This is a genomic window from Oleiphilus sp. HI0086 (assembly GCF_001635225.1).
This window is the reverse complement of sequence record NZ_LWFZ01001280.1, coordinates 1-21,230: the sequence shown is the minus strand read 5'-3', so window position 1 is coordinate 21,230 and position 21,230 is coordinate 1. Positions and strand designations below refer to the sequence as shown.

Annotated in this window: 19 protein-coding genes; 9 read left to right on the top strand and 10 right to left on the bottom strand. The window is 43.2% G+C overall.

Going from position 1 to position 21,230, the window contains the following annotated elements:
- Window positions 1–54: 54 nt before the first annotated feature.
- The 4 genes from A3756_RS22085 to A3756_RS22070 form a co-directional block, all read right to left on the bottom strand.
- Complete coding sequence (locus tag A3756_RS22085) at window positions 55–333, bottom strand: peptidylprolyl isomerase (RefSeq protein WP_068508461.1); 279 nt, start codon at window positions 331–333, stop codon at window positions 55–57.
- Window positions 334–344: 11 nt separating this feature from the next.
- Window positions 345–1,736, bottom strand: coding sequence for a cytochrome P450 (locus A3756_RS22080; RefSeq protein WP_197470096.1), 1,392 nt, complete (start codon window positions 1,734–1,736; stop codon window positions 345–347).
- 126 nt (window positions 1,737–1,862) lie between these two features.
- On the bottom strand, window positions 1,863–2,309 hold the full coding sequence (locus tag A3756_RS22075) for a universal stress protein (RefSeq protein WP_068554655.1): 447 nt from the start codon (window positions 2,307–2,309) through the stop codon (window positions 1,863–1,865).
- An 80-nt stretch (window positions 2,310–2,389) separates the two neighbouring features.
- The gene (locus A3756_RS22070) at window positions 2,390–3,352 is read right to left on the bottom strand and encodes a LuxR C-terminal-related transcriptional regulator (protein ID WP_068554653.1); all 963 of its coding nucleotides are present in this window, start codon (window positions 3,350–3,352) and stop codon (window positions 2,390–2,392) included.
- 157 nt (window positions 3,353–3,509) lie between these two features.
- On the opposite strand from A3756_RS22070, the gene A3756_RS22065 reads away from it, so the two are divergent.
- Window positions 3,510–5,111, top strand: a complete 1,602-nt coding sequence (locus A3756_RS22065) for an FAD-binding dehydrogenase (RefSeq protein ID WP_068508454.1) — start codon at window positions 3,510–3,512, stop codon at window positions 5,109–5,111.
- Between the two features lie 71 nt (window positions 5,112–5,182).
- On the top strand, window positions 5,183–6,946 hold the full coding sequence (locus tag A3756_RS22060) for a thiamine pyrophosphate-binding protein (protein ID WP_068508453.1): 1,764 nt from the start codon (window positions 5,183–5,185) through the stop codon (window positions 6,944–6,946).
- Here A3756_RS22060 and A3756_RS22055 read toward each other — a convergent pair whose 3' ends face one another.
- Entirely contained in the window at window positions 6,947–8,395 is a 1,449-nt protein-coding gene (locus A3756_RS22055) for a methyl-accepting chemotaxis protein (RefSeq protein ID WP_068508451.1), read from the bottom strand. It abuts the gene before it with no gap.
- Between the two features lie 230 nt (window positions 8,396–8,625).
- Here A3756_RS22055 and recA point away from each other — a divergent pair, with 230 nt between their 5' ends.
- Window positions 8,626–9,663, top strand: coding sequence for a recombinase RecA (recA, locus tag A3756_RS22050; protein ID WP_068510971.1), 1,038 nt, complete (start codon window positions 8,626–8,628; stop codon window positions 9,661–9,663).
- Between the two features lie 175 nt (window positions 9,664–9,838).
- On the opposite strand, the gene A3756_RS22045 is transcribed toward recA, so the two are convergent.
- A complete protein-coding gene (locus tag A3756_RS22045; RefSeq protein WP_068554651.1) occupies window positions 9,839–11,164 on the bottom strand; it encodes a hypothetical protein in 1,326 nt (441 codons plus the stop codon).
- Window positions 11,165–11,236: 72 nt separating this feature from the next.
- Window positions 11,237–12,046: a bifunctional hydroxymethylpyrimidine kinase/phosphomethylpyrimidine kinase gene (thiD, locus tag A3756_RS22040; protein WP_068506541.1), complete on the bottom strand. Its 810-nt coding sequence runs from the start codon at window positions 12,044–12,046 to the stop codon at window positions 11,237–11,239.
- A 79-nt stretch (window positions 12,047–12,125) separates the two neighbouring features.
- Here thiD and A3756_RS22035 point away from each other — a divergent pair, with 79 nt between their 5' ends.
- Genes A3756_RS22035 through A3756_RS22025 form a run of 3 tightly spaced genes read left to right on the top strand, consistent with a single transcriptional unit; the run spans window position 12,126 to window position 14,316 of the window.
- Window positions 12,126–12,668: a hypothetical protein gene (locus A3756_RS22035; protein ID WP_156490687.1), complete on the top strand. Its 543-nt coding sequence runs from the start codon at window positions 12,126–12,128 to the stop codon at window positions 12,666–12,668.
- Window positions 12,661–13,725: an S-methyl-5-thioribose-1-phosphate isomerase gene (gene mtnA, locus A3756_RS22030; RefSeq protein WP_068506400.1), complete on the top strand. Its 1,065-nt coding sequence runs from the start codon at window positions 12,661–12,663 to the stop codon at window positions 13,723–13,725. The genes A3756_RS22035 and mtnA overlap by 8 nt, the downstream gene beginning before the upstream one ends.
- A gap of 30 nt (window positions 13,726–13,755) precedes the next feature.
- Window positions 13,756–14,316 (top strand): DUF1415 domain-containing protein, encoded by a 561-nt coding sequence (locus tag A3756_RS22025; RefSeq protein ID WP_068506406.1) that lies wholly within the window; start codon window positions 13,756–13,758, stop codon window positions 14,314–14,316.
- A gap of 4 nt (window positions 14,317–14,320) precedes the next feature.
- Here A3756_RS22025 and A3756_RS22020 read toward each other — a convergent pair whose 3' ends face one another.
- Window positions 14,321–15,991: a diguanylate cyclase gene (locus A3756_RS22020; protein WP_197481465.1), complete on the bottom strand. Its 1,671-nt coding sequence runs from the start codon at window positions 15,989–15,991 to the stop codon at window positions 14,321–14,323.
- A gap of 345 nt (window positions 15,992–16,336) precedes the next feature.
- Between A3756_RS22020 and A3756_RS22015 the strand changes: the two genes are divergently transcribed.
- From A3756_RS22015 to A3756_RS22005, 3 genes are all read left to right on the top strand, one after another.
- Window positions 16,337–16,831 (top strand): chemotaxis protein CheW, encoded by a 495-nt coding sequence (locus A3756_RS22015; RefSeq protein ID WP_068506412.1) that lies wholly within the window; start codon window positions 16,337–16,339, stop codon window positions 16,829–16,831.
- 94 nt (window positions 16,832–16,925) lie between these two features.
- On the top strand, window positions 16,926–17,783 hold the full coding sequence (locus A3756_RS22010) for a hypothetical protein (protein ID WP_068506415.1): 858 nt from the start codon (window positions 16,926–16,928) through the stop codon (window positions 17,781–17,783).
- A gap of 116 nt (window positions 17,784–17,899) precedes the next feature.
- Window positions 17,900–18,934, top strand: coding sequence for an AraC family transcriptional regulator (locus A3756_RS22005; RefSeq protein WP_068506419.1), 1,035 nt, complete (start codon window positions 17,900–17,902; stop codon window positions 18,932–18,934).
- Window positions 18,935–18,966: 32 nt separating this feature from the next.
- On the opposite strand, the gene A3756_RS22000 is transcribed toward A3756_RS22005, so the two are convergent.
- Together A3756_RS22000 and A3756_RS28165 are read right to left on the bottom strand one after the other, a co-directional pair.
- Window positions 18,967–20,784 (bottom strand): BatD family protein, encoded by a 1,818-nt coding sequence (locus A3756_RS22000; protein WP_068506424.1) that lies wholly within the window; start codon window positions 20,782–20,784, stop codon window positions 18,967–18,969.
- A partial coding sequence (locus A3756_RS28165) for a hypothetical protein (RefSeq protein ID WP_368664615.1) occupies window positions 20,778–21,230 on the bottom strand: 453 nt, incomplete at its 5' end. The genes A3756_RS22000 and A3756_RS28165, both read right to left, overlap by 7 nt.

The window sequence follows — 21,230 nt, the reverse complement described above, 5'->3', positions numbered from 1 at the left end:
GGTGATCGGTGCTAATGGCGATATTGGTGCTAATGTCTTACGAGGGTTGTTATCTTAGCCTCGAAAGTAAACTTCGATCAGGTGATAGCCAAATTTTGACTTTACTGGACCGTGAACGGTCTTTAATGCTTTTTTGAAAATTACTTGTTCAACGGGCTTAACTAAGTCACCAGGCCGAATTTCGCCTAAGTCGCCACCATTCTTTTTGCTAGGGCAGCTAGAGTGCTTGCGCGCCAGTTTTGCAAAGTCACCCCCTTTAGCCAAGGCTTGTTTTATCGTGTTGGCAGTTTGCTCATCTTTTACAAGAATATGACGCGCCATCGCAGTTTTCATTAGCAAAGTCTCTAATTATCTCGGCTTTTTAGTTTAACTTGCATGCCCTTATTATTCGAGAGCGTAATGAGAGGTTGAGGGTCAAACACATTGTTTTCATCTAATTCGACTTCGAATCTTCTCATAATTGTTGCAAGTATTATTTTCGCTTCCATCATCGCAAATGATTGCCCGATGCAAACTCGTGGCCCCGAGCCAAAAGGTATATAAACATGCTTTGGTATGTTTTTCTCGTTTTCTGGTGAAAAACGCTCTGGATCGAAGCGGTTCGGGTTTTCAAAATAACGTGGGTTTAAGTGGTTCGCATAAGGTGATAGGAAGATAACTTTATCTTTGGGAATATGATATGAGCCTATGTCAATGTCTTCATTGGCTTGTCGGTTGTTTAGCGTCCAGACTGGCGGTAACAAGCGCATTGATTCCTTAATGACCATATCAGTATAGTTAAGCTCTCCTAGGTGTTCAAACTGAGCGTCTTGATCGTTTAAAACACTGTCTAACTCGACATGAAGCTTTGCCTGAATATCTGGATGCAGAGCGAGCAAGTAGAATGTCCAACTTAAGGCATTTGATGTTGTTTCATGGCCTGCGGTAAATAGTGTGATTAGTTCATCCATCACGAGCTCGGTTGGCATGCTGCTTCCGTCTTCGTATTTAGCTTCGAGCAGCATTGACATCATATCTGGTTTTTTATCAGCATTTGTTAAGTCAGAGTTCTTTCTTGTTTCTATCATACTGCTAATTGTTTTGTACAATGACTTTTTGGCAGCGACCAAGCGACGGTTTCCTCGGGTGGGAACCCAGTCAGGAAAAACTAAAGCCTGCTGAAACCGTTTGTTAGTTTCCGTTTGAACGATGTGCATTGTTTCACCAATATTATTTGCATTGCTTTGCATATGTTCCATATCTGTATCAAACAGAGTCTTGCTGACGATATACATTGTCAGCTTGAACATATCATCAGCAATATCCCTGTTACCCGCCTTCCAATCTTGCGTCATTCTGCTTGTATAATCGCTCATAGTTTTAGCGTAAGACTCAATTCTACGGAAGTGGAAGCCTGGCTGTACTAATTTCCTTTGAGTCTTATGATTAGCAAGGTCATTGTTTGTTATCAGCCCCTTTCCCAAAACGGTTCCCATGACAGCAACGTCTCGGTCTGACTTTCTAAATTTTTTTGCTTGGCTTACAAGAATTTGGTGGCTTAAGTCACCACTTGTGACAAGCGCCATATTGTTAAAAGGGATGTGGAATTCCACTATGTCCGGGTAGGTAGACATTAAACGGTGGAAGAAGGCCAAGGGGTCTCGAGCAAACTCGTTAAGGCATCCTAGAATCACTTGTCCACGTTCTTGGGGTATTGCTTGGTTTGTTTCTGTATAGGTTATCGCGGCTGATGACATTGTATTCCTCATTTTTATATTTATTAAGGAGGGCTTACTTTGCCATAAAATGACTGGTAGTCACAAAGGCTAGGCTGAGAAACAGCATTCCAAAATTGGGATGCTGCTATCAACATCTTCGATTATTTAGCTCTTGGGGCAGCGCACTAGCAGTACATCACATTCAGCGAGGTTCAAAATCTTATGAGCTGTAGAGCCTAGCAGTACTTCAAACCCGTGGCGACTATGACTACCTGCAACAATGACATCTGCATTTAGGTTATCTGCCTGTTTAAGGATTTGTTGAGCCGGTGGCCCAAAGCACATAATTAGATTATTTGGATCCAGCCCTGCCTCTTCAATGAAGGGGCGAAGGTAGTCTGCACCCGACTGTGCGAGAGCTTCTTGATCTAATGGAGGCGGTATCTGGCCTGGACTGCCTGCCCAGTCAGCCACAATCAGGTCGAGTACAACGTGAACTAAATGAATTTTGGTTGAAGGATTTTGTTCAGCCAGTGCAGATGCTTTGTTGAGCACTTTTTGCGCGTCTTTGCCGCACTCTAAAGCGACGAGTATATTATTATATAGGCTCATTGGTGATTCTCCTTTATTGTAGCTTTAGTCTAGTTTGGCATGAGCGCGTTTGCTATGTAATGACTTACATCAACCAGCAATTATTTTAACTCTATGTCTCCCATGAGTTGAGCAAGCTGCTCACGGCTATTAATATTTAACTTATGATAAATACGATAAAGATGGTTTGATATTGTTGATGGGCTCAGGCCGAGTTGTTTTGCGATTAATTTAAAGCTTAAACCCTTGGTCACGCCTTTTACGACATCTAGCTCCCTTTGGGTTAGCTGGTCGAGTTTATTTCTTTGGCGAACGCCTATTCGGAAGAGATCTCCGAGCTGCTGAGAGCTAAAGATGTAGTTCTGTTTTTCTCTCTGTTGTTCATTCAAAGGGAGTTTTAAGGGAAGGATTTGCTTTTGCGTATTTAATTCCTTACTTCCTTTAAAGCAAAGATCGACTATGTCGAGAAACTCTGTTTCGACCTCATGGTAAATGCCGTGACGGTCGCATATCGCGTAGTACTGCTCCTCTCCCTCCGACCTATCTTCCATGCTTAGCATGCAGGCGTGAGAGGCAGCTTGTATAAGATGAAATAGTACTCGTTGATGTCTTTTCTTTTCGTTATCTGAGAACTTTCTATCTTTGTCAGTGCGGTACACAGAGAGAAGAGTATAGATACCGCTTCTTGAAGCTATGTGTAGTGAACTTAAAATACGTTTTATTCCATGCGGCTCAAAAACCGAGTGATAAATTTCAGAGCGATAAAAGTCACCGTCGCTAATTACATCGGCCATATCTACAGCTTCACCAGCATGAGCAAACAAGCTATTGCTGATTGGATTTATTTTAATGTGTTCTATTAAGGTGTCTGGAAAACTAGTTGGTAGATTAAGTGTTGTGTGTGTGTGAAAAGTGCGCGTACTTAAATGTCCGGTGCTCCAGATCGCAGCGTCGATATCAAGAAATGACTGTAATTCGTTTAGGGCCCACTGGCGATAATACTCAATATCAACACGCTTGGTTGCTCGATATAGGTGACTAATAAATGCTTCGGTTTCACTCATGCCTAGTGGAATCCAGGTAAAGGGCTATTATTGTTAGAATGGTTTTATTTCTTCTATGTCTCAATCTAAGGCCATTAGGCTAATTTTACTATCCTCTTAAGTAAAGAGCTTTGGCAAACTTTGTTTAGTTTATTGATTTGGTAACAAGGCAAGAAAGATGGCAGCTATTAAAAGTGATGTACTTATTGTTGGTGCTGGAATTGCGGGTTTAATTGCGGCGCATGAATGCTTGGAAAAAGGTCTAAGTGTCTCGTTGGTTGATCGAGATATTGAAGGTAATTCCGGTGGCCTGGCAAAGTTGGCGTTTGGTGGTATGGCCTTGGTGGGGACACCACTTCAGGAACGTATGGGCATAAAAGATTCTCCTGAACTTGCCTTAAAAGATTGGCATTCATTCGCTCAGTTCAGTGAACAGGATGAATGGCCTAAACGTTGGGCTGAATACTACGTGCAGAATTCCGCAGAGCGCGTATTTCATTGGCTGTGTGACAAAGGCTTAAAGTTCTTTCCGGCCGTAAACTGGGTAGAACGTGGGCTAAATGGCGATGGTAATAGCGTTCCCCGGTATCACGTAATTTGGGGCACTGGTCACCGCTTGGTTGAATTGTTTCTAGAAAAACTGGCTAAGCATTCTAACCGTGATAGTCTTCAGTTCTTTTATCGACATCGTGTAGTTGAGTTGGTATCTGAAAATGGCCGCGTAGTGGGCTGTCGAAGTGAAAGTGAAGAGACTAAAAAGGTAGTAGAGTTTGAGGCTGAGCATACTATTGCTGCATGTGGCGGGATTAACGGCAGTATCGACAAGGTTAGGGAGCATTGGTACAAACCTTGGGGCTTGCCACCGAAAGAAATCCTAAACGGATCTCACCCTTATGCCGATGGCGCATTGCATGAGCTCGTTTCAAATTTGGGGGGGAGTGTTACGCATCTTGATAAAATGTGGAATTATGCGGCAGGTATTCCGCATCCTCAGCCACAATTTGAAGGCCATGGCTTAAGCTTGATCCCATGTAAATCTGCTTTGTGGCTTGACGCTAAAGGCAATCGTATTGGCCCTGATCCACTCGTTACTGGTTTTGACACAAATGAGTTATGTCGTCGCGTTGCCCAGCTAGAAGAACCTTATACCTGGCAGGTTTTGAACTGGGGTATCGCTGCAAAAGAATTCGCAATCTCCGGTTCGGAGCATAACCCCTCGATTCGAGACAGAAAGTTGCTTAGCTTTTTAAAGGAAATATTGCTAGGAAATCACACGCTAATTGAGAAAATCTCTACTGAAAGTGACCACTTTATCGTTGCACAGAATATGGATGAACTCCTTACCCAGATGAAGGCTCTTGATGATGAAAAAGTTTTGAGCTGTGACAATGTTAAAGCTGCTGTTAGTGATTATGACCAAATGCTATCACGAGGGCCGGCTTTATGGAACGATGACCAGGTTAGGCGTATTCAGCAAGCCAGGGCATGGCGATCCGACAAAGTCAGAACGTGTAAACCTGCCCCCATTGTAAGTGACAAATCCGGTCCGTTAATCGCGATTAAGCTCAGACTCATTTCCAGAAAAAGCCTTGGTGGCATACAGACTAATTTGCAAAGCCAGGTCTTGAGCTCAGAGGGTGCAGCAATTCCAGGCTTGTACGCGATTGGTGAAGCAGCGGGTTTTGGCGGTGGCGGTGCCAGCGGATTTAAGTCTCTAGAGGGCACGTTCTTATCCGGCTGTGTACTGACGGCGCGTAGCGCAATTGACGCAATCAACTAATACTAAGGGCAGATGTAATACATTTTCCCTGTAATAAATTTATATAGAAAAAAGAATCTTAAAGGTGATACATGAAGAAAACAGGCGCTTGGCTAGTTAGGTATGCACTCGAGCAACTTGGGATTTCACATACATTTGGTATACCGGGTGTTCACAATACCGAGATCTATGATGAGTTAAATAAGTCGGCCACCATTCAGCCTATGCTCGTTACTCATGAAGGCTGTGGCGCGTTCATGGCAGATGCTGTTAGTAGAACCAGTGATACGGTTGGTGCAATGCTTATCGTTCCTGCGGCAGGCGCTACGCATGCAGCTAGTGGTATTGGCGAAGCATTTCTTGACGGTATTCCAATGCTGGTGTTGTCGGGTGGTGTGCGGAGCGATTCAGACTTTGAATACCAGCTTCACGATATGGATCAGCATGCGATGCTAGCGCCAATTACCAAGGCAACATTTAAGGTAGCTCACCAGAAAGATATTATTAGAACGCTATATAAAGCCTACGAAATTGCGACGAGTGGCGAACCAGGGCCAGTATTTGTTGAGATACCAGTGAATATACAGCTTTATACGGCGGAGGTTGAACGACAAATAACGTATGCCGAATTTTTAAGTGAAAAGGCGCTTGTCGAGTCTGGTCATTTTGAACAGCAGCTAGATGAAGCGGTCGATATCTTAATTAAGGCTAATAAGCCCGGATTGTTTTTGGGCTGGGGAGCGGTGGACGTTTCTGATGTTGCTACGCAAGTCGCTAGCTTGCTTGGCGCACCGGCATCTACTACCTTGCAAGGCTTAAGCTCCTTTCCGGCAAATGATCCTATGCATACGGGAATGAGTTTTGGGGCTGCAGCAGTGCCTGCCGCAACGAAAGCATTTGAAGATTGCGACGCTTTGCTTGCGGTAGGGACTCGTTTTGGAGAAATTGGTACAGGTAGCTTTGGCGTTACGGTTCCTGAATCTTTGATTCATATTGACATTAACCCTAAAGTTCTCAATACAAACTACCCAGCGAAAGTAGCGATCCAGGGAGATGCAAATGAGGTCTTGCCCGCGTTATTACGTAAGCTCAAAGCTAAAATACATGAGAATAATATCTGTTTTGATGCGCGTTATAAGGAAGTGAGTCAGCTCATCTCAGAGCAAAAGGCTTCGTATAAACAAGAGTGGTATAAGCACGATAGTGGTTCTCGTGTTAATCCAGCTTTATTCTTTGATGCCTTAAGGAAAAGGCTGCCTGATGACGGTTATGTAGTGGTTGATGACGGTAACCATACCTTCTTAACGGCAGAACTTATGCCTATTCATACAGCGAGAACCATGATTTCGCCTACCGACTTCAATTGCATGGGTTATGCTGTCCCTGCGACTATCGGAACAAAGCTTCTTAATCCTGAAAAAGACGTTGTCAGTATTATTGGTGATGGTGCATTTTTGATGACGTGCATGGAAATTACAACGGCAAGCAAGAATGGCTTGGGTGCAATTTTTACCATATTTAATGATGGCGAGTTATCCCAAATATCACAAGCTCAAGAGGTGCCGTATAACAGGAAAACTTGTTCGGTTCTTGCGGATACGAGAATGCAGGGTGTAGCGATGGCTACTGGCGCAGCTTATGTCCGGATCGATGAGAATTCCGATATAGATGAAATGTTGGATGAAGCTTGGAGAATCAGCAAAGCGGGTCAGCCAGTCGTGTTAGATGTAAATATTGATTACAGTAAACAGACCCGATTTACGAAGGGTATTGTGGGAACAAACCTTAAGCGTTTGCCCCTCAACATGAAGGTCAGAATGATTAGTCGGGCTTTAGTAAGGAAAGTGACCTGCTAGCTATTTATTCACGACGTTTGCTAGCTTCTCTGAAACGTCGCTAAGCTTTGTCGTCATTGTGCTCAGGTTTTGAATTGACTCCAGTAGGTGTATAACAGCGTAAGCGTTATTGTTATTTACCTCGCCAACATTCTGCGAGGCAGCACTGACTTGTGTCATGTTGTCTTGCAGTTTATTGATTACCTTGGATACTTTTTCAATTTGTTCTGAAACTTCAATAACCGAGGCCGATGTATTCTCCAGTACTGCTTCTGAGTGAAGTACTATCTCGACGCCCTTATCAACGTCTACTGACCCTTGTTTTATTACATCGGTAATTTCTTGGGCAGACTCATCACAGCGAATTGATAAGCTTCTGATTTCGTCAGCAACGACGGCAAAGCCACGCCCCCTGTCACCAGCACGTGCAGCTTCGATTGTTGCGTTTAATGCAAGTAAGTTCGTTTGGCTAACGATACCGGAAATGACCTGAATAACATCTTCAATTTTTGAGAAGCTTTGTTTGATCTTATCCATGCTTTCTGTTGTTTTCTTCATGGAGTCTGCGGTAGATGTGACATTTGCTTGTGTAGTTCTTGTCACAGTTTCAATTTCTCTCACAAGAGAAGATGTCTCGCTAAGCGTTGTTTGCGTTTCGCTAACTGTTGCATCAATCTGCTCAGAAGCCTCGAGTTGAGAATGTGCGCCGTTTTCAATTGACTGGCTATCACTGTTCATTTTTTTGATGTTTTCTAGCAAGGATCTTGATGAGGTGGATAGGGTATGGCATGTCGACTTGGCTTCATTCAGAATCTCTCCTAAGCGCTGTGAGTTCTTTTCGGCCGAAATTACCAGACTACTTGTCTCTTCATTTGCTTGGATTGCTTCAGCTAGTGATTCTTGCCTTATGCGAAAAGCATAGCTCTGGCCAAGCCATATAATGATCATTGGCAATAAGTAGCCGGAATAGGTGTCTATAAGCTTCTGGCTTTCACTGAAAGGATAGTTGTTCCATACCACACCGCTGCGATCGAAGTACACCAATAAGCCAATGCTAGTGAATGAGGTGCAAAACCAAAATAGTCCAGACTTTCTGTTGGCTAATAGATAGGCAATACAAACCAGGGTCGGAATCCAAAATATATGTGAAGAATGTAAGCCGCCAAGGCTGTAGATCATATTGAAGCCATGAGGGAAGGCCCCAACCATTAGCATGTTAGCAACTACGTTTGGAGAGCACTTGAGTCTCACAAGGGTGCTTGAAATAAGCGACATGAGAAGCCCAATCGAAGATGATACTACAAGCGCGGTATAGTCGGCCTTAGTCCATTTAATAATGCTGTAAATCATTACCAGGTTGGTAAAGAACTGGAAGTAAAGTAATAAGCGATAGCGAACCTGAAGCTCTTTGCTTATTGAGTGGGGCTTAGGCCAAAAGAACTGGATGTAATGTTTCAACGGGTCAAGCATGTATTTTGCAATCCAAGGCGGTTAAAGGTACTAATAATAATACTATAGACCTAAAACAGTAGTAAGTCACCTTGGCCAACGCTCGCGTTTGGACGAACGAAAAATAATGAAAAAAATATTGGACAGTTAGTATTTAACTGCACATAATACTGATTATGTATACAGTATAAATTACTGGTCGTAATATTTAGTTATGGCCTGCAAAGAGTTATTAGTTAGGGGATATTTAAATGGAAGACAACAAAAAGAAAGCTTTAGGTGCTGCACTTTCTCAGATAGAGCGTCAGTTTGGTAAGGGTGCAATAATGAAGATGGGCGACCAGCCCAGAGAGGCGATCCCCTCTGTATCAACTGGCTCTCTAGGCCTGGATATTGCTTTGGGAATTGGTGGTCTTCCTTATGGTCGTATTGTTGAAATTTATGGCCCCGAAAGTTCTGGTAAAACAACACTTACATTGCAGGTTATTGCAGAGGCGCAAAAGCAAGGTAAAACCTGTGCGTTTGTTGATGCTGAACATGCTTTGGATCCAATTTACGCAGAGAAGTTAGGCGTCAACGTTGATGAGCTTTTGGTTTCTCAGCCAGATACCGGAGAGCAGGCATTAGAGATCGCCGATATGCTTGTACGCTCAGGTGCTGTTGATGTATTAATTATTGACTCAGTTGCTGCCTTAACGCCAAAAGCTGAAATCGAAGGGGATATGGGTGATAGTCATATGGGCTTGCAGGCGAGACTTATGTCGCAGGCACTTCGTAAGATTACGGGTAATATTAAAAATGCTAATTGCTTGTGTATTTTCATCAACCAAATTCGTATGAAGATCGGCGTAATGTTTGGCAACCCTGAGACAACAACCGGTGGTAACGCCTTAAAATTCTATTCATCGGTACGTTTGGATATTCGTCGTACCGGCGCGGTAAAACAGGGCGACGAAATTATTGGTAACGAAACGCGAGTTAAGGTTGTAAAAAACAAGGTTTCACCACCATTCAAACAGGCAGAGTTCCAGATCCTTTACGGCAAGGGTATATACCGCATGGGGGAAATCATAGATCTCGGTGTTAAGGAAGGCTTGGTAGATAAGGCTGGCGCATGGTACAGCTACAACGGCGACAAGATCGGGCAGGGTAAGGCTAATGCTGCCAACTTCTTGAAAGAGAACCCCGAAATCGCTGAAGATATTGAGGGCAAGGTTCGAGAAAAATATATGCCTAAGATTGAGCCTGCAGAAGGGGGTGACGCACCTGAACTGGCTTTGGAGCTGTAACTTATTTATATTTTGTGGCTAAATTTACGAAGATAATTTTACTAAGAGTAAAGTTATCTTCGTTATTTAATACAAGTAGTAAGTGATAAGATTGTTTGAGGGGGGGAATGGCAAGCCTTTAAATCAGCTTCAAACGATATACCTTGCGCTCCCTCTCTTGCTATTCATTAATTTTTTATCTACCCTGATCGCTTGTTTGGTCTGTTAAGCTATCAACGGCATCAACGGCATCAACGGCTTCATTACTATTCAAGTTTGCTTGCGTATTATCAATAACTGCTTGAGTGCTTTCAGGAGTGGTATTAACATTATTTTGTTGTTCTTCGAGAGTCGTGCTATCTGAAGCAACTTCAATGGCATCAAAGCTGTCTTCATCCTTACGTAAAGAGATATCGGTAGCGCTGCTGTCCACTTCTAAGCCTTCCAGAGGTTTATGTCCGGCGGGCAGAGCAGGTGCTTCGAGCGTTTCAATCACAAGCGGCTCGGATCGAGGCGCAGCGAAAGTTTGGATCTGGGAAGCGGGAAGCTCAGGTTTTTGTACAGGGGCCTTTTTCAGCTCTTTTATAAGATCGATTATAACTTCTGACTGGTTAAATAGTTTTTCAGGCTCAATGTCTTGACCTGATGTAGCTAAGTGAATGTTATTGAGAAGTTCCATTACTTTAAGAACGTGCTTTTCAGCTTCTTCTGGTTTCATTTTTACCGTGCGTTCGGCTTCAATCGCAACGAAGTAAGCTTTTTTAGTCGCCAAAAGAGCATCAATGCCTGCAGCTTTTACCCCCTCTCTATCTCTATAATTCTTCTCAATAAAGCTTGTTGAGGCTTCAAGTTTAGCTTCTGCTTTTTCATAGCTCAATTCGGCGTACTCATCTGCGTCGATGTCCGAGGCACGCTCGAAAAACGAAACAGCTTCATTAAGATGTGTTACTTTTAGTGTCGATATTTCGGTATCAGCCATGTCTTCAAGAAGGTCTACTTCACTCTTTTTAGCATCAGCAACGTTGCCCTGTTCAATTTCTTGAATGATGTCATTTAGCGACTCCATGACATCTTGATATTGGTCGGGTACAAGAGCTGGGGCGTTGAGACTTTCTAGAATGTCGAGATTTTTTAAGGACTCCCTTAGATTTCCTTCAACTTTCTTTTTATTCTCGTAAGCGTTTTCTATATATTTTTGTGCAGCGATCGCGGACATTAAAGAGGCATTTTTTATATCGCTGGGAGGGGCTGTTAGGTACTCGCGTGCTAATGCAATGCTCTCTTCTGCTTGCCTAAGATGTAATGGAGAGAAGAATTCTACGCCTTTTTTCTTCGCAACTAGCAGTTTTTCTTCTGCTTCGTCAATTGCTTGTTCTGGTGTGAAAGTTGACTGTGAAGCTGCTTGGGCAGATTTTTGTTGAACGCTTTCTGATATAGCTACTTGGTTACTGGCACAAGCTGATAGTAGTACTGTTAAACTAGAGGCTAGTATAATTTTTTTCGAAATGCTTAGCTTTGTCATTCTATGAAGTCCCTTAGTAATATTAGTAGCAGTATAGTGCAGAAAATATCCGCAAAGAATTATATCGCTTAATTAGTATTGTGAAAATGGCAACTGATTAATTGGGCCGTAACCATTACCGACCTGTAAACCGTCAGCATTTTGGATACAAGATTCGGTAAATGATATACCTTCTTTAACAGCTATGAATAAGTCTGGCTGTTTAGCCAAGTTTGCAGCGATTGCTGAAGATAGTGTGCATCCGGTTCCATGAGTATTATTTGTTGCAATGCGTTTGTGCGAGAATGAATTCATTGCCTTATTGGTCTGCAGGTAGTCGGTAACGATTTCGCCATTTACATGACCTCCTTTAAGTAGAACGCTACATGCAAATAACTCAGATAATAATAAGGCCTTATTCTGAGTGCATAAATTTTCAGTGTCTTTTCCTTTAAATTGGAGCAGGTAGTTTGCTTCCATAAGGTTGGGTGTTATTAGAGTGGCCAAAGGAAACAAGTTCTCAACCAGGGCTGTTCTTGCGGCTTCTTCTAGAAGCATTACGCCTGAACTGGAAGTAAGGACTGGGTCGATTACTATAGGTGTACTTGTGTTGTTGGAAAGGCATTCTACGACCTCGTTAATAATTTCACTTGAATACAGCATTCCTATCTTTATAGCTTTAAAGTTTATGTCGCTGATGACTGTCTGTAGCTGATCCTTCACAACTTTCGCTGGTAGTGGATAGGTGGCCTTAACTCCCTTTGAGTTTTGAGCTGTGACATTGGTGATGACTGATGCTCCATAGACATTTAAGGCAGTAAATGTTTTGATATCTGCTTGTATGCCTGCACCGCCTGAAGAGTCAGAGCCGGCAATTGTTAGTACATTTGGTGTATACTTCATATAAAGAAGGTCACTTGTAGTTTTGTTCCATGTTGTGTTGCTTAGGTTGAACAACATTTAGATGTTACCAAAGTTTATTATGCCCTACCTTTTCCTTTCCTTGCTTCTTTTATTTACCCTTACTACGAATGCCGGCGTAACGGCAGAAGATATTTTAGGTGAATACTGGAAAGACCCCTTGTTTGGTCAGGCTGCGACTGATCGTACCGTCGAGCTTGAAGTGCTTGTTGGTAGGGTGTGGCCGCAATCTGTCAATATTAGTTCTGGTTCAAAGGTCAGAGTACTTGTTAAAAATCGTACTAACGAGCCTCATTTGCTCGTTTTTACAAAGGACCTGAAAGCTTTATACCAGTCAGAAGCGTACAAGATGTTTGTTCTTGACGAACTCTATCACTCTAAGAAAAAGGCGCAGCAGGGTTCAGGGCATTCGCACTCCGGGAATAGTGTAGGGGATGCAGAATCTATTGTTAAACCGCTATCTCAGAACCCTTCAGTGTTTGTTGTAGGTGGCGATAGAAAAGAAGTGTTAATTGAGTTTGAGGGAACTGGTATTGCAAACTACTCATGCATGATAGAGTCCCACCGAAATAATGAAACAGTAGGAAGTATAGTCATTGAATAATAAGTTTGAGTCTCTAAGCGTCAAAGCGGTCGATTGGCAAGATGGTGCGCTGGTTCTATTGGATCAGAGAAATCTACCTTTGTCTGAAGATTATATGAGTTGTCATGATGTTGAACAGGTTTATACGGCAATCAAGACGATGGTTGTACGTGGAGCGCCTGCAATTGGTATTTGTGCGGCTTACGGTGTTGTTTTGAGCGCAAAAAAGCACTTAATGAATGGAGTCGATTTTTATGAACGTATTAACAAGGATATTGAATTCCTGAGTCAAGCTAGGCCTACCGCGGTAAATTTAGCATGGGCTCTGAAAGTTATGCAGGAAGAGCTCCTAGCGCAGAAAGAGCAGGATTTTAGTTTAGAAAAGCTGCTTCTCCGCGCCCAGGAAATTCATCAAGAGGATATTGCTAACAACTTTAAAATGGGTGATTTAGCCTGTTCCGTGTTTAAACGCTTCCATGAAAAACCGTTCTCTGTCATGACTCATTGTAATGCCGGAGGCTTGGCTACAGGTGGCTATGGAACGGCTTTAGGGGTTATACGCTCAGCCTGGAGTGATGGCTTAATCACTGAAGTCTTTGCAGATGAAACGCGCCCTTGGATGCAAGGTACCCGATTAACTGTTTGGGAGCTCATGAGAGATGATATCCCGGTTACCTTAAATGCGGACTCGGCGGCCTCGTGGGTGATCCAAAACAAATCGGTTGAATGGATTATCGTTGGTGCAGACAGGATTGCAGCTAACGGAGATGTTGTAAACAAGATTGGCACCTACTCTTTGGCGATTCAGGCAAGGTACCATGGCGCAAAGGTAATGGTCGTTGCGCCTAGCAGTACGGTTGATATGGCATCGAAAAACGGTGCGTCTATAGAGATTGAAATGCGTGATTCCGATGAGCTTAAGTGTTTCAGTGGACAACAAGTTTCAGAGGCTAACGTACAGGCACTTAATCCGGTCTTCGATGTGACGCCCGCGAGCTTGGTCGATTATATCGTTACAGAGCGAGGCGTCATTGCTGGGCCGACCTTAGATAAGATGACCGATAAATTCTCGCTTTAATATGAAATGTTTCAGGAAAGGTGTTTAAAGATGTCTAATGAGCTATCCCTTGGCCATGTAGAGTCAGAAGTTGTTGCTTGGCTGGAGCGAGTGGTAATCGGCCTTAACTTGTGTCCGTTTGCTCGCAAACCCTACGAAGACGAACGTGTCCGAATCGCGATCGACACTGGGAGCTCTTATGACTCAATACTTGAACGCTTGTTGGCAGAGTTAAGGTTTCTAGATAATGATAGTAATCTGGCTATTGAAACGACTCTGCTTGTTATCCCAAATGGCTTGAGTGACTTTTATTCTTACTTAGCATGCCTGTCGGATGCGAATTCAATTTTGGTTTCAGAAGGTTACGAAGGTGTATTTCAGTTGGCAAGTTTTCACCCGGATTACCAGTTTGAAGGTACCGAACCGGATGATAAATCGAACTTAACAAATCGCGCTCCCTATCCGGTTTTTCACATAATTAGAGAGCAATCTTTGGAGTATGCGCTAGAAAGTTATGATAACCCTGAAAAAATTCCAGAGCGTAATGTTGAGCTAATGCAGTCAATGGAGGGGGAGCGGTTAAAAGCTTTATTTCCGTGGCTGAGTATTTAGTCGTCTAGGAGAACGAAAGCTGCGCACTACCTTTTGATTTCGCAAGCAGTAGCTTTTTGCTTGCTCTCTTCCAGGCAGAATTAAAGTCTTCATTAGGCAAAATATGTACAACTCCGACGCTGATGCTCGAATTTAGCCACTTTCCATCGCTTGACTTTATTTTGATGGCTTCGAAATCTCGCATTAACCTTTCAACGTAGAGCCTGGCTTGGGGGAGTGAGCAGTTGGATAGAAGTATAGTAAACTTCCCACCACCGACTCTTCCTGCCAGCCCTCTTCTATAGGCGAAGCTATTTTCCTTATCGATCAGCTTTGCGGCTAGGTTATCTCGACGTACTTTTGTTTGGAGCAATTGACCAAACTCGCTAAGCAATAGGTCGCCTGCGTGAAGGCCGTGCGCCTCATTAAACTTCTGAAAGTTGTCAATATCAATATCGATCCAAACAAGGTCGTTCTCGCTAGTTTTAATTGTATGTTCAATTTGAGTGTAGAGGGTTTGACGACTAAAAACCCCTGTTAACTGGTCTTGAGTTGACTCACCCAGATAATTTTCGTCGTCTCTTGCCAGCTTACGGTTTTCTTGTTTCAGGTTTGCGTATTTATAGCCAAGCAAGATGGCTAGCAGCAGTTGCTCGGTCACTGAACCTGCAATGAAAATATTGAGGGTGTCTAGTGATGGGGGGGTGTATCCAAGCCACATCCATACCCATAGGGTGCCCGTAATAAGGTGAGTGGTCCAGGCAAGAAGAAACAACTTCGCCATCGGGGGGTGACGCTTTAGTGCACCGATAGCACAGACAAGTATGATAATTGGAATGACTAGACCTATCGTTTCTACACACATGTAGGCAAGTTGGTCAGACATAAACCCTAGTAGAAATATGGTCGAAAAAGTTGCAGCCAATAACAGGCGTAATAATATATCGAGCTTGGGGATTGTTGTCTTAGTTTCAAGTAGCTCGCGAACGAATACTGTTGCAGAAAACGCAAGCAAGCAAGCGGTCAGGTTGGTGAAGCTACCCTCTCCACCCCAATCGGGAAACGCCAGGCGGTTGTACCCGGTCATGGCAATCATATATAGCGACATACATAAAACGTAAGAGGCGTAATAAGTATAAACTCTTTCTCCAGCAGAGATGCCAATTACCATGTTGTAGACAAAAGCAAGAATCATCAGTCCAAAACACAAGCCATACACAAGATTTCTACTAGCAAGAAGAGAAAGTTGTGAGTCGTGGTCTCGGATGTTTATGCTGAAATTTAAGACTTGTGAACTCTTGATTTTAAGGAAGGCTAGGCGATGTTCGCGCGGTTTTTCGATAACGAAGGTAAGAAAGGTGGCTGGGAAACTGGCATTGTCACTAGCGTGCCTACCAGCAGCGTGCTTCCAGGTCCAGAGACCGTTTTCATAGATTGCCAATTCGCCATCTAATCCGACATTGGGTGCAAGCTCAATCCAAATTCGATCCGAATCGACAATTCGGGGAAGTTCAATTTTAACCCACATCGTCGCACCGTCAGATGCTTTCCAGTAATCCTCTTCTAAGGCATTTAATTTTGTATAGCCATTCGGGAGAGGTGTCCAGGTGTTATTTGGCGTACCAACGATATCTTCGAGAGAGGCGGAGCTGTTACTATCGAATAGCTGCCAGTAGCGAATGTTTTCTTGCTGCATAAGCTCAGCGTTAGCAAGAAAAGGTGCAGAGGCAAAGAGAATAAGAAGTAAATAGCTTAGGTAATGCATTGGCTTTATGGATGCATGGTTTAACTGGTTTTCCAGTCGATAATATTAAGTTCGCAAGGACACTCATCTTACCACCTTTCAAGAGCTTCGCGTAGCATGTAGAGCCTAAAATAGACTACAAATACATCAGATTTGATAAAGAGTTTGAGAAAAGAGAGATAAAAGTTGGACAGAATGTCGATTGGCTGCTACCACTTTAAATTATATAGCGAATTTTGATGTGCTAAATATTAGTAAGTTTAGGTTTTCATGGGATTTTTTTGCACAGAGGGTTTTATGGATAAAAATGAATATTTGGTCGCTAGGGTTGGTCATATCAGATTGGCGGTTTATTGTCGCGATGTTGAGAATGTTTTTTCTGGAAACTACAGCTTGGTAAAGCTGTTTTATCAGGGCGACTTTTTTCGGGGCATGACTACTATAAATGGACAGATCATGCAGGTTCTTGATTTGCGTCGTCGTATTGGGATGGAGCAGTGTCTTAAGGGAGAACAGTTAACATTGGTTAGCTTTAATACCGGGGGCTCAAACAGTATCGCTGTAGTAGTTGACGAAATTTTAGGAATGCAAAGAATTGAGTCTGACTCAATTATAACAAATGAAAAATACTTCGATAGCCGTGCCAATAATATTGGCTTGTTGTTTCCAACTGTCGCTTTAATGCCGAGCAAGTGTGGTGTTAGTAAAGAGTTGATACACATCCTCGACTCAACGTACCTTGATAAGACGGAACCCATTATTGAAGAGGCTGGAGAGCTCGAGCTTTTTTAAGGATTTTACCTTTTGCAAATGGAAAAGCTGGTGTTTGCTGCTAATGTTATATGCAACCTTCCATTTAATTTGACGATAAAGTAAAACAAAAAACATGCGACAAAGTGACCTGATTGACATCTTGCTGGTTTCATCCGATTTTATTTTTTTAAGTACCGATAAACACGGTAAGATTACTACTGTTACCCCTGCGTGTAGAGATGTTATCAAAAAGCAAGAGGGTGAGGTTGAAGGTAAGATGCTCGACGAAATTGTACCTGAGCTGGCATTTTACCCCCAAGCTGAGTTTGAAATTGTTCAACCTCGGGGCGGCCTCGAATTAATGCTTGATGATGAAGACTGTGATCAGGGTTGTGAATATATGGAGTTTCTTGCATCCCAAACGCAAGACGATGGCCGCTTCGAAATAGAGACAACGATTGAAGGTCAGCAAGCTTGGTTGTCGATGGTGACAAACAAAGTGCTTGTTGATGACGAAATCATTTTTACCGTGATGATCCGGGATATTACTCGACGAAAGCTTGATGAAAAGGAGATCCTAGATCTCAATCAAAACCTCGAAGCTCGCGTAGAATCGAGAACGGAACAAATTAAAAATGTAGTGATGTCATGTAGTAGTGAACTTAGTCAGGTTAACGAAACCTACCAGGCCATGAAAGAACAGCAAATGGGCATAATGGAAAATGTTGAAAAAGCAGTTCTTGAAGGTGCTGAAGGCTTGAGTGAGGTCCAGCAAGGACAGATCCGTGAAGCGATTAGTGGTGAGCTTGTTAAGTGTATGAACCTCTACTCTGAAGATCAGATTACCGATCAGAAGTTTATGTTGACGATGATGTCATTAAATGAACTCTTTGGTAGTTTATCTCCCGAGGATCAAAACTTACGCCCCGACCAGTTATCTGGAACTAACCAAGATGAAGTTGATGACCTACTAAGTTCCTTGGGTATTTAGTCGCAATACCCTCTTATCTTTCTGATAAAGGGGGAGCTCTTCTTGCTTCCCCTAAGTTCTTGACTCTTGCCATATTTTTTGACAGATTGACCTTATCCGGACCAGTCTGAGCTCTCATGTCTCCCAACTTAAGTATTCCTATAGCGCTTGTCGATGCTTTCTTTTTTGCTGCTAAGCGAAGAAATATTAATTTGCACTCGATTTTTGCGAGTGTTGATCTCGATTATGACAAGTTTCAGTTGGATATGGGAAAAGACCCATTACAGCGTATTGATTTGAACTATGTAGACCCTTTGCTCCACTCACTTTGGTCTGAGTTGGGCGATGAAGCAAGTGGCTTCGTCGAAAAGCCACTTAAAATCGGCACGTTTAGCATGATGTGCCACGCTATAATTACTGCAACTAGCTTGCGGCATGCCTTGCTTAGAGCGAGTAAGTTTATAGGTCTGTTTGGCGATGAACTATCGATTAACTTGCTTGAACTAGAAGGCGAAGCGCATCTGGAAATCAAGTTTTCGAATGACTTGGGCTTTGATGAGGTATTTCTAATTACTTCGCTCTATATAATCTGGATTCGTCTGTCGTGTTGGTTGATTGAAAGGCCGATACTACTTGAGCGAATTGAGTTTACTTTCGCAAGGCCTCTATTCCATGAAGAGTACAAGTTAATGTTTCCTTGCCGAGTTGCTTTCTCTCAGGGGCAAAACCGGGTTGTGTTCAACAGCAAGTATTTAGATCTACCGGTTGTTCAGAATGATAGTACCTTAGCGCCATTTTTGAAAAATGCGCCGGCATCGCTACTAAAACAATTTCGTTCAGATGACAGTGTTACTGCGCAGATAAAAAGAATTCTATTGAGTCGTATGGGTGGCAGCTTGGAGATCGAGAATCTTAGCTTTGATCTTGTAGCCAGTGAGTTACATTTAACTACCCACACCGCTCGGCGACGCCTTAAAGATGAGGGTAGTTCATTTAAAGAAATAAAAGACAGTATTCGTCGGGATCAGGCTTTGGTGTTGCTGGCCAAGGCAAACCTGAGTATTAATGACGTTGCTTTGCAGCTCGGCTTTTCAGAAGCAGCAGCATTCAATCGCGCCTTCAAAAAGTGGACAGGGCAAACGCCTGGCGCCTGCCGTGAGCAGCATCGATAGCTGGCTTTCTGGGCTAAGTTTGTCTGGCTGTGCTACTGCGGGTAGAACGGTGGCAAAGAAGCATTGTCTTTGCCTTTCAGGCCGGGTGCTGTTTTAGTGTATTTTTTTAATGCTTCAAGTAAGGCTTGCTGGTCATAGGTCTGAGTTGCATTTTTACTGTAACGATCGTTCTCGAATGCTAATAGTTCGGCAGCAAGCGACTCATCTAAAGCTTTCAGCGAACGCAAGGTAATGGGGGCTGACTTAACGGTGTTTTGTTTTCGCTGGCTCTCGATCCAAGCTAGTACAAGCTTCGGTATGTCACTCGACCCCTTTCTAATTGCTTCAATTAATTGTTTGTAGCTGAGTTCTGAAGTAGTAGAGTCGGGAGCTTGTATCGAGATTAGTTTATTTAAGTCTTGCTTTACTTGCTTCAGTCGTAGAAGTAGGAACAAACTCGTTAGAAGCCAACCAAAGGCGAGTAGTGCGATTATCGCTAGCAAGGCATGCTGATTGCTCTCATTGTGCTTAGGCTCTGTATTTTTAGCTGTGCTTTCTATCTCGGACTCTTGGTTGGGTGTTGCTTTTCCATCATCAGTTAAGTCGATGCTGGAGGGCTGCTCATTCTTTTGAGTTTGGTTTACAGCGCCCGGTTTGATGATGATTGTTCGCTCCGGGAGTGTAGCAATACGCTCAACATCGTTGACTGTATCCCACCAAGGTATGCGTATTTCCGGTAGCGTAATTTCGCCTTGTTTGATGGCAATATATGTTGTTGCGTCCTTTCGTATGGCATATGAGCCGCCTTCGTGAGCTTGTGATTCAACAGACGGTTTATCGGGGTATGACTTAACCCGTTCATTTGATACCGCGGGTATTGGGGGAAGGGCTGACCCAAGTAAACCTAAAGCAGAGGTGGTGATTTCATGCGTAAATGCATCACCGATTGATAGTTCGAGCTGCTCATCTTGCCATTTTTCACTTAAATGCAGGCTCTTTGCTGGTAACCAGTGTTGACCAGTAAAATTGGGGTTCGGCTGTGCTATATTCACTTGAACAGCATCCGATATTTCCGAGACACGTATGCGTCTACGTTGATAGCTGTCGATAAGCACACCGTTGAAGGCTAAACCATCGATATAGAGAGCACCACTTTTTTGAGGATAGATTAGGTACTTTCGTTCAATGACCTCATAGCGTTGGTTATAAGCCATACGATAGTATTTATTTTCCTCGCCAAAAGGTTCAATGATGGCATTGCTTGTGGCGGGCTCACTTAAATTTCCGCTACTAAGCCTTCCTAAGGAAAATAAGCGAACGGTATATTGGATTTGTTCCTGAACGTAAACATCTGATTTGTCTGTTTCAACTTCAATAAAAACAGGGGGAGGGTTGTCCGCGTCGATGGGTGCTTTACCCTCCACAACCTCTATAACAATAGCTTCAGATTTGGCTCCTTGTAGTATTGCCTGAGGAATAGTTAGTGTACCGGCCTGCTTTGGGCTAAGCGTATAGTTCCATGTAACTTCGGTTGTTGTATCGCCATTAATGGAGCGCATACTATAATTCTGCTGGCGATCAAGGATCTCAAAGCTATCTTCAAGCCCTTTAATTGTTGGCGCTTCAATCTGGTTTCGCCCAAAGCTCATTAAGCCGCCCAGGCTAAAGTCGATATCCACATTCCCCTGAAGCTTAAGGTTGAAGCTCTCATTGAGATATACTTTATTCCTGTCAACACTGGCACTAAGGGATGTGTTGGCAAGGCTAAGCTGACTAAGTAGGCAAAGTGTTAGTAAGCTAAGCAGCTTACTAAGCATATTGTGATGTTTGTGTGGATAGCCTTTATTTAATTTTGGCTTATCGTTCACCATATTGGCTCACCTTCATTTATTACTGCTGACCCGCCTTTGCGTCGGCGGTCATAAGATTGTTGCTCGAATTTTCTGCGAAGAAGGCCTGATGGGTCGTCAGGCACTCTGCGCATCCATTGCTCATAAGATTGTTTTTCTTCTTCGTTTAGCGCTTGCAAAGAAGATGTAATAGGGTTTTCTTCATTACTGTCTGTTTCATCTTGTTCTGGTTTTGCTTCTCGTTTTTGCGCATCCTGCTCTTCAGTCGTTTGTTCAGTTTGCTCACCTTGAGACTGCTCTTTTTCGTCTTCTGAGCTACCTGACTGTTGATCCTGTGATTTTTCTCGGTTTTGTTGTTTGCCACCATCTTGGCTTTCAGAATTATCGGGCTTACCCTGATCCTGGTTCTCCTGGTTCTCCTGGTTCTCCTGGTTCTCCTGGTTCTCCTGGTTCTCCTGGTTCTCCTG